Genomic DNA, 9107 nt, shown 5'->3' on the forward strand with positions numbered 1-9107 from the left:
GAGTGGCTTCTTCTGAATCGACGTGTCGATTGCTTTGAGAAGCGAGCAGACTCTAACTGCTGCCGCCGGACGTGTCCAGTTCTAGGCAACTGTTCTACTCTGCCTCCCCAATCGACCCGTGTCAACGAGTTTTTTGGGGCGAAGAGAACGCTAGCAGGTCAGCGGGTGCGCACGCACATCGGGTGGCCGTCCGGATTGAACCTTCCCCTTGATCGTGGACACCTGGCGGCCGGGACGTGAGGTTCCAGAGGAAGTAGTGCCAGGTGGGAAGCAAGAGCAACCTCGGCAGGTAGTTACCCGGAGAAGTTCAAACGGGAGGCGGTCGCGCTCGTGCGCTCTCCCGGGAAGACCGGGAGCCTCCTGTCCCAGGAGGTCAGCATCGTCGCTTCGACGGCTGTCCAGCAGGCCCCGTGTGATCATCGAGCGAGAGGCTTGCCAGCAGCCGCTGCTTGTGGTCGGGGCGCTCGCCGTCGGTCCGGCTGTCGCGCTGGTGGCCGGGTCCGTCAGGAGCAGGCGTAGCTGAAGGTCGCCTCCGCCTCGGGCGCCTTGCGCTGGTGCGAGATCCGCAGGCGGGCGGTTCCACGGAAGCTGCCAGGGCCGCGGACCGTCCAGCGGAGGTGCACGGTGACCCTGCGGTCGCCCCGGCGGGCCATGTGGACCAGCTCGCCGGAGTCCTGGCCGTCGCTGCGCAGCCAGTGGTACGTCACCGGGCCGCCGCGGCCGTCGGTGGTCACGACGCCGACCAGATCGGCGGTCTGTCCGCAGTGCAACCGCCCGGCGGGCGCCCGGACTTCGACAGCGGTGACAGTCGGGGCGGGGGACGGGCGCAGCAACAGCCAGAGGAGGACGGCCGCGACGGTCAGGAAGGTGGTCGTGGCGATCCAGGCCCGCCGCCTTCGACGGTGGGGGCGACTGTCAGGGGGTACGGGTGCGGTGCGCCACTGGGCACGGAGGACGTCCTGGGCGTCGACGGGGACGCCGGGGCCGAAGCGCAGGAGGATCTCGCCGTCGTCCTCGCCGGTCGGGGGTCGCGTCGTTGCCTTGGTGGGTGTCGCCGTAGGAGGTCCGGCGGGGGTGCGGTTGCGTTTGCCGAGGAGGGTGGCCTGGTTGTCCGAGGCGGTGGCCTGGACGTCCGGGGCGGTGGGGTGGGCATGGTTCGGGGCGGAGCGAGGCTGGTGCGGGGCGGAGCGGGTGCGGCTGGGCATGGTGAGCTGCTCGTCCGGCGCGGCGCGATTGGGCCTGCCCACTTCCGGGACCACGTCCCCGGGGCCTGTGCCCTCGGAACCCATGTCCGCAGCACGCACGCCCTCGGAACCCATGTCCACGGCACGCACGCCCTCGGAACCCATGTCCACGGCACGCACGCCCTCGGACTCTGCGGCTTCAAAACCAGCGACGTCGCAACCGTCGGCTTCGGAACCGGCCGCTTCGGAACCGGCCGCTTCGGAGCCGGAGGCTTCGCCTCCCCCCTCCCGGGGGCACACGCGCTGGGCGCCCGCCCCCGTCTCGTCCGCCGTTAGTGCCGTTGGTGCCGTGGTGATCTCCGGGGTCGCCGCGGCCACCGCCGCGCGGAGCTCCGTGCGCCGCAGGAAACCCGCCGGGAGCGCCGCGCGCCCGGCGACCAGTGCCGCTCGGGCCGACGCGAGCCCCTCGGAACCGGCGGTGGCGGAACAGTGTGCGAACAGGGCGGCCGCGGGGGTACCTGTGGCCACCCAGGCCTCGCCGAGGGTACGGGCCAGGCCGGCCCAGGCCGCGATGTCGGCCTCGCGGCGCGCGGAGTCCGGCGCATCGCCCAGCACCGTGCCCAGCGCGGCCTCGGCGAGCAGGGCGACGCCGCCCGGGGCGAGGACCACGGTGTCCGCGTCCAGCGCCCCGTGGGCGAGGCCGGCCGCGTGCAGGGCGAGCAGGCTCTGCGCGGTCTCGTTCAGGACACTGGCCGCGCTGCCCGCGTCGGGGCCCGTACCCCCGCGGGCCAGCAGGTCCGTGAGGGTGGGAGCCGGTGGCCGGGCGGTGATCAGCCACACCTCGCCGGCCTCCGCGACGAGGTCGACCGTGCCGAGCACCCCGGGCAACCGGAGCTTCGCGACGGCGAGCACGGCCGCCGCGAGCCGCTCGCGCGTGCCCTCCGGCACGAGCAGGGCACGGTCGATGCGCAGCGCGCCGAGCTCGGGCTCGCCGGACCGGCCCGGGAGCAGCGCGTGCCAGGTGCCGTGGCGTGCGTCCCGCGTCCAGCCCGACAGGGGGCGCCCGGCGACCGTGGTGGTTGTCGTCATGTCGATGTCGGTCCGTTCTCGCTGTCGCTCGGCGTCGCTCAGCACGGCGGAGCGTCCAGGGAGGCTGTCTGCGGTCCGTTCGCGGCGGCCGGAGTGCTGGTGAGCGTGACCATCCAGGTGCCCCGGCACGGGTGGTTGGAGAAGTCCGCCTCGAAGGTCATGGGGTAGTGCGTGCCGCCGGACAGCACCTTGGTCCGGTTTCCGTACGGATCGGCGGGCGTGTCGACGTAGTAGTCCGCCGTGACGGTCAGGGGCCCGGTCCCGGTGGTGTCGACGGCGACGTCGGCGATCAGCGTGCCCGTGGTCTGCCCCCGACGCCAGGAACCGATGGTGATCGTGACCGTGCCGGGCGTGGGCGAGGCCGGAGGCACGGTCGTCGGTGTGGGCGGCTCGGCCGGCGGGGCCGTACTCATGGACGTCGTGGGCGAGGCCGACGGGCTCTCCGGGGTGGCCGAGGGGCTGTCCGAGGGCGTGACGTCGGCCGTGGTCGGTACGGCAGTTGGTGAATCGGAGGACGAAGAGGCGGGTGGCGTCGGCGAATTGGTCCCCGACGGCACCGAACTGGCCACCGTCGTCGCCGTGTCGTGCGGACGGGCCGCCACGGACGTCACCCCGCCCGCCACGGCCGCCAGCGCGGCCGCGCCGGCGGCGGCCTTCCATCCGCCGCGCTTCACCCGCCCCAGCAGGGTCAGGGTGCGGGCCGGCGCGTCGAGCGTCGCCGTCGCGGTGAACGGGAACAACAGGGCAAACAGCGCGGTGAGTTCGGCGAGTCGGCGGCGGCCGTGCTCCTCCCAGTCGGTGCCGTACCCCTCGGTGGCGGACCGTTCCAGGTCGGCGAGGAACGTCTCGATGCCCGGCCGGTCGGCCGGGTCCTTCGCCAGTCCCCTGCGCAGCAGCCCGCGCACCGGGTCGGGTACGTCGTCCAGGGGGACGGGGGCCCGCAGGTGCTGCAGGCGCAGCGCGGTCACGTCGTCGCCGGTGAACGGGCGGCGCCCGGTCAGGCACTCGTGGAACACGACTGCCGCGGCGTACACGTCGCCCGCCGGTCCCGCCGGTTCGCCCTGCCACTGCTCGGGCGCCATGTAGGCGGGCGTGCCGGCGGTCTCGGTCTCGCGTCCGGTGCGTACGGCGATGCCGAAGTCGGCGAGCGCGCTCGTGCCGTCGGCGCGGACCAGCACGTTCTCCGGCTTGTAGTCGCGGTGGATCACCCCGGCCGCGTGGGCCGCACCGAGGCCCAGCAGCGAGCCCTTGAGCAGGACGAGGGCGGCCTCGGGGCCGGTCGCCCTGTGCCGGCGCAGCAGTTGGCGGAGGGTGACGCCGTCCACCGCCTCCATCACGATGGCGGCACCGCCGCGCGCCTCGACGTACTCGTACAGCCGCACCACGCACGGGTGCCGCAGGCCGCCCAGCAGCCGGGCCTCCGCGCGGAAACGGGTGAGAAACTCCCGGTCGCCGCGCAGGCGCCCGCTCAGATACTTGATCGCGACGGGCACGCCGGTCGCGGTGTGCCGGGCCAGTACGACCCGTCCGCCGGCGCCCTCGCCGAGAACTCGTACGGGTTCGTAGCCGGGGACGGCCCAGTCGCCGCCTTCGGCCCTTCCCGGATCCTGCGTCATGCCGCCCCCTCCACTGCCGCGCCCACCGTCGGTGCCGGCGCCGCACCCTTCGCGTCATGGCGGCGGCGCACACGGCGCGTCAGCCACCGCACCGGCGCGGACCACACGGGGAAGGCCACCAGGGCGACCACGACGGCCTCGATCACCGTGGTCCACGGCGGGGACAGCCACCCGTCCAGCAGGTCGCCGATCCGGGAGCGCCAGGCCAGCAGGGCCAGCACGAGGAAGCCGTACGTGCCGACGACGACCGCGAGGCCGTACGCGGCCATGCCCGCCTGCCGTGGGCCTGGCCGCCTGCCCGCGCGCAGGTCCTTCCAGAGCCCCGTGCGGAAGTACGCGCTCGCCTCCTCTCGCAGCCGCGGCACGCGCAGCGCGTCGGTCAGGGCCTGGTAACCGTCCAGCGGCATCAGGGGGTTGAAGTTGTAGAGCGTGTTCAGGTAGAGGCCGAAAGCCAGCTGGAAGAGGACGGCCGAGGCCGGTCCGGCGGGCAGGACGGCCGCGCCGGCCGCGCACCAGCCGGCCAGCGCCGCCGTCGACAGCGGCCCGGACAGAGCGACGACGACGCGTGACCAGCGGGTGCCGAACCACATGTCGCTGGTGTCCACGAACGCGAACGGCATGCCCATCATGAGCAGGAACCCGCCGCGCCTGACCTTGCGGCCGTACGACTTCACGGCCAGCGCGTGCGTCAGCTCGTGGACGACCAGGGCGGACACGTATCCGGCGGCGAGGAGCACCGGGCCCCAGACGCCCGCCCCGCCGAAGTCCAGCAGGTGCTGGCGGCTCTGCGCGGCGAAGAACGCGGCGAGGCCACCGATCACCGACAGCCAGACCAGGGTCACGCCGGTCCGGGTGAAGAAGCGCCAGCCGAAGGCGTGGTAGAGGCGCGTCACGCCCCGGTCGAGGCCGGGGACCGAGATCTCCAGCTTCAGCAGCGCCCGGTACACGGCCCGTCCCGCGCGGCGCCAGCCCTTCCGTTCCGTCTCCTCGGGGCGGCCGGGCACGCCGCGCACCAGTCCCGCGTTCGCGAACGCGGCGAGTGCCGCCTCGATGCGCGGGAGGGCGAGCTCGCCGAAGCGGTCGGCGTACGCGAACAGCAGGTCCCGTACGGTGTTCTGGCCGTCGACGGCGTTCCAGAGGAAGACCTCGCGCTGGTCCACCTCCAGATAGACGCCGGTGCGGGTGTTGTTCAGCACCCAGCGGGGTTCGCCGCAGTCGGTGGGTACCTGCTTGAGCGCCCAGCCGGAGCGGCGGCGGGGACGTGCGGTGAGCGGGCCGTTCGCCTCCGGTGCCGCCTCCTGCACCGCGGTGGGGAGTTGGGTGAGCTGGGTGCCGACGACCTGGGTGCGCTGGCCGATGTGGGCGTCGCGGGGCTGTTCGAACACCAGGCGTACGTCGCCGACGGACAACTCGGTGCCGTCGGCGAGGTGGGCGGCGGCGCCGTGCAGATCGACGCCTGCGACGGCCGTGCCGTTGAACGAGTCCAGGTCCTCTATTCGGAAGCCCGACTCCGTGCGGACGATCCGGGCGTGGCGGCGCGACACGCTGGCGTCGGGCAGGACGACGTCGCTGTCCGCGCCCCGGCCCAGTGTGGTGACCGGGCCGGTGAGCGGGACGAGCAGCGTGGGGTCGTCGACGCCACGCAGGTGCGGCGCGGCGTACGACGTCGGTGCCGCGCCGCGGCGGAGCGTGCCGCAGTACAGGCAGTACGGGAAGTCGCGCCGCACGTGGACGCGGCAGGCGTGGCAGAGCATGCGTCGGCTCAGCCCGCGCCGGAGCCGCTGAGAGTCGTTCCGCCGGAGAAGCCGCCGTCGGTGGCGGTGCCGGGCGCGGAGGGCGAGAGGTGGGTGGCGATGCCGCCGAGGCCGGGGGTGCTCACACCGCCGCGCACGCCCTCGGCGCCGTCGAGGATGCCCGCGCGGCCACCGCCGCCGCCTTCGCCCCCACCGCCTTCGCCACCGCCCGGTTCTCCTCCGCCGCCGGGCCGACGTCCGGTGTTCTCCTGGCTGCCGCCGCCGCTGCCGTCGTCGCCGCCACCGGGTTCCCCACCACCGCCTCCGGGGCGCCGACCGGTGTTCTCCTGGTCACCACCGCCGCTGCCGCCTTCGCCCCCGCCGCCACCGGAGCCTCCGCCGTGACCGCCGCCCTCTTCGCCGCCCCCGCCGTCGCCGCCGCCCTCCCCGCCACCGGAACCGCCGTGACCGGAGCCACCATCACCGGTTCCGCCTCCGCCCTCACCGCCACCACCGCCGCCTTCGCCACCGCCTTCGCCACCGCCACCGCCGCCCTCACCGCCGCCACCGCCGCCCTCACCGCCGCCGGGCCGACGTCCGGTGTTCTCCTGGTCGCCGCCACCGCCGCTGCCGCCGCTGTCTCCGCCGCCGCTGTCTCCGCCGCCACCCTCACCGCCACCGCTGTCCCCGCCGCCGTCACCGTCCTCACCGCGGTCGTAGATGCCGCCGTGCCCGAAGTGACCGGCGTCGCCGCCACCCTCGCCACCGAAGCCACCGCCGTGAGCCCCGAGGTCGCCGAACCCGCCGAACCCGCCGAGGTCGCCACCGGATCCGGCACCGCCGTCACCAAAACCGGCGCCGCTGTCACCGAAGCCGCCCAGACCGCCATCGGCACCGCCGGCCCCCAAGCCGCCGTCGCCGAACCCGCCCAGACCGCCGCCAGCACCGCCATCACCGAACCCGCCGCCGAACCCACCGTCGGCGCCGCCGTCACCGAACCCGCCGAAGTCACCCAAGCCGCCGTCGGAGCCGCCCTCGGCACCCCCACCGATATGCCCCCCGAGGCCGCCGAGGTCCGTCCCGTCCTCGTTCCCGAATCCCCCGAATCCCCCGAAGTCACCGAGTCCGCCGCTCACGTCGACCGGCGACTCCTGGACCAGCCCTCCGCCGAGCAGGCTCTGGGCGCCGGTGGCGGAAACGTCGAAGCCGCCGGCGACCTCGTGACCGTCAGCGGGGAAAGGCAGGTCGGGCGCGTGGTCGACGGAGGCGTGGTCACCGGACACGTGGTCGGCCTGGACATCCGGAACGTCATGGTGCGTCAACGCGTGTGCCGCGCTCCCGAAGAACAGGGACGACTTGGACAGCCGCGGGTCGAGTGCGGCCGGGCCCCCTGCGGTGCCGGACTCGACGCGGAGGGCGCGAAGCTCGCCGACCTGCGCGGGTGTCAGGCCGAGTCTTCGGGCCACCTCCTCGGTGTCACCGTCGAGTTCGGCCATGAAGGCCGGGTCGACGGCAAGGCGGGTCATGGCATCGCGAAAGGCGTTGTCGGTCATGTCCTCGGGTCTCCGTGGGTCTGCGTGGGTGTGCTTACGCTGCTGTCTGATCCCGGCGGAGCTGAGGATCCCCCCTGGCCGGCGGCAACTGCCGTTTTCCGGCCATCCCCACCGATGCCTGCACGGACGGTTATAAGGGGCATGGCACGACCCGCGCAAGGCCGGGAGCAGGGCACCCTGGGCGAATATGCCTCCGGAAGGGTCGGCCATCTCGACCGCGCACCGATCGGATACGGCCACCGGTGAGGCCCTCCTACGAACAGGTCATCAAGCTGGAACAGGACCGCCTCGTCTACCAGGCCCGCCTGCACTCCCGCTTCGGCCGCGCCTGGCACCGCAAGGCCCCCGTCGAGTCGCTGATGCCGCTGCGCCTGGCACGCTGCGGCGTCGCCCTCTCGGAGACGGCCTCGTCGGGTCTGGCGGCGGGCATCGAACCCGCGCTGCTGCCACCGGCACCCGTGGCGGTCGAGGCGTCCGTTCAGGCCCCGGCGGTTGGGGCCGCTGCTGCCAAGATCTAGAAACTGCACGTCGCGCCGGAGGATTTCGACCCGGCCCAGGTACTCGGCGATGACGACCACCGTGCTGCGCCGGGCTGACTCCGCGTCTTCCTCCGTTCCCTGCGTGAGGAAGAGGGCTGAGTATCTGCCGTACAGGATGTTGTGCAGGCGGCTTTGCAAATCGAATGCCGCCCAGGCGAGCGATGCGCCGTACTGGTTCATGTAGTTGAGCCGCTCCACAGTGACAATCCGCCGCTGCTGCCAGTACCCCAAAAAAAACACCGTCGTAGCGGCACTGGCCAACGCCACGGCCGCCGAGATCCAGGTGAGCGCATCCAAGGGGCGAACGTAAGGCACACCCGCCCGCGCAGCCGTTCGCAACGTCGTCCAAGGCCACTCCGAACGGCAGCGCACTGCTCAATCCTCCGCCGAAGTCCGGTCGCTGGTCCGGTTCGCGGGCGGCGTCCCAAGAAGGCATGTCGCAGAGCCGGTTACCGCTTGACTGAGGTCGGCGCGGCATTCCGGGCGATGTCGGCGGTCATCCGGCGGGGCGAACTCGGGTCGTATCCGGGCCTGCCGGTGACCGGCCCCACCCACCCGTTGAGGAGCGGGTGCAGGTCGGGGGCGGCAGTGCCCTCAGGCATGGGCGACGGCGTCCTCGACGGGCACGCGGGGCAGCCGCGGGAACCACGGGTCGGCGCCGGGGTGACCTATGTTGACCACCAGTTGCGAGCGCCAGCTGGTATCGGCGAAGAACTCCCCGTCCACACCGGCCTTGTCGAAGCCCGCCATGGGACCGGCCGCGAGCCCCGCCGCGCGGACCGCGAGCAGGAAGACCCCGGTCTGTAGCGCCGAGTTGTAGGCCGCGACGCTCTCGCGCGTGTCGATCTGGTCGGCGAACGCCGCTCGCAGCATGTCGCCGCGAGCCGGGAAGACTGTCGGCATCTGCTCGTGGAAGTCGACGTCATACGCCAGGATCGCCACGGCCGGCGCACTGAGCGTCTTGGCCCTGTTGCCCTCGTCGAGATGCCGGACAAGTCGCTCCTTGCCCTCGCGGGTGCGCACGAAGAGCACGCGCAGAGGCTGGCCGTTGGCGGCGCTCGGCGACCAGCGGGCGAGTTCCCAGATCATGGCGAGCTCGTCGTCGGCAACGGCCACCTCGGCAAAGGTGTTCGCGGTGCGGGCCTCGGTGAACAGCACCTTTCGTCCGGCGTCGTCGAGGACATCGAGGGCCTGCGGTTCGCGGTCGGTCACGCTCATGGATTCTCTCTTACTTCGGTTGTGCGGATGGTGTGGTGGGGGGGGGGGGGGGGCGCCCCCCCCCCCCCCCCGCGGGCGGGGGGGGGGGGGGGCGGCCGGGCCCCCCCCCCCCGGCGGGGCCCCCCGGGGGGGGGGGGGGGGGCCGCGCCCCCGGGGCCCCGGGGGGGCGGCGGTG

6 protein-coding genes and 1 pseudogene are annotated in these 9107 nt (G+C 73.4%); 2 read left to right on the top strand and 5 right to left on the bottom strand.

Annotation, left to right across the window (positions count from 1 at the left end; genetic code table 11):
• Positions 1–503 precede the first annotated feature (503 nt).
• The 3 genes from ACFYR3_RS32045 to ACFYR3_RS32055 are packed head-to-tail and all read right to left on the bottom strand — an operon-like array spanning position 504 to position 5643.
• Entirely contained in the window at positions 504–2273 is a 1770-nt protein-coding gene (locus ACFYR3_RS32045; protein ID WP_389285431.1) for a hypothetical protein, read from the bottom strand.
• 38 nt (positions 2274–2311) lie between these two features.
• On the bottom strand, positions 2312–3889 hold the full coding sequence (locus ACFYR3_RS32050; RefSeq protein ID WP_389285433.1) for a serine/threonine-protein kinase: 1578 nt from the start codon (positions 3887–3889) through the stop codon (positions 2312–2314).
• The gene (locus ACFYR3_RS32055) at positions 3886–5643 is read right to left on the bottom strand and encodes an FHA domain-containing protein (RefSeq protein WP_389285435.1); all 1758 of its coding nucleotides are present in this window, start codon (positions 5641–5643) and stop codon (positions 3886–3888) included. The genes ACFYR3_RS32050 and ACFYR3_RS32055 overlap by 4 nt, the downstream gene beginning before the upstream one ends.
• An 89-nt stretch (positions 5644–5732) precedes the next feature.
• Here ACFYR3_RS32055 and ACFYR3_RS32060 point away from each other — a divergent pair, with 89 nt between their 5' ends.
• Positions 5733–7421 carry a hypothetical protein gene (locus ACFYR3_RS32060; protein WP_389285437.1) on the top strand — a complete coding sequence of 563 codons (1689 nt, stop codon included), beginning with the start codon at positions 5733–5735 and terminating at the stop codon, positions 7419–7421.
• A 5-nt stretch (positions 7422–7426) separates the two neighbouring features.
• Positions 7427–7684 (top strand): annotated as a pseudogene (locus ACFYR3_RS32065) (hypothetical protein); the annotation flags it as partial.
• Between the two features lie 479 nt (positions 7685–8163).
• Here the strand turns inward: ACFYR3_RS32065 and ACFYR3_RS32070 are convergent.
• Together ACFYR3_RS32070 and ACFYR3_RS32075 are read right to left on the bottom strand one after the other, a co-directional pair.
• Positions 8164–8316 carry a hypothetical protein gene (locus ACFYR3_RS32070; protein ID WP_355852994.1) on the bottom strand — a complete coding sequence of 51 codons (153 nt, stop codon included), beginning with the start codon at positions 8314–8316 and terminating at the stop codon, positions 8164–8166.
• Complete coding sequence (locus ACFYR3_RS32075; RefSeq protein WP_389285517.1) at positions 8309–8926, bottom strand: malonic semialdehyde reductase; 618 nt, start codon at positions 8924–8926, stop codon at positions 8309–8311. The genes ACFYR3_RS32070 and ACFYR3_RS32075 overlap by 8 nt, the downstream gene beginning before the upstream one ends.
• Positions 8927–9107 lie beyond the last annotated feature (181 nt).

Origin of the sequence: Streptomyces sp. NPDC005784, from assembly GCF_042871525.1 — a bacterium.
Taxonomy (GTDB): Bacteria; Actinomycetota; Actinomycetes; order Streptomycetales; family Streptomycetaceae; genus Streptomyces.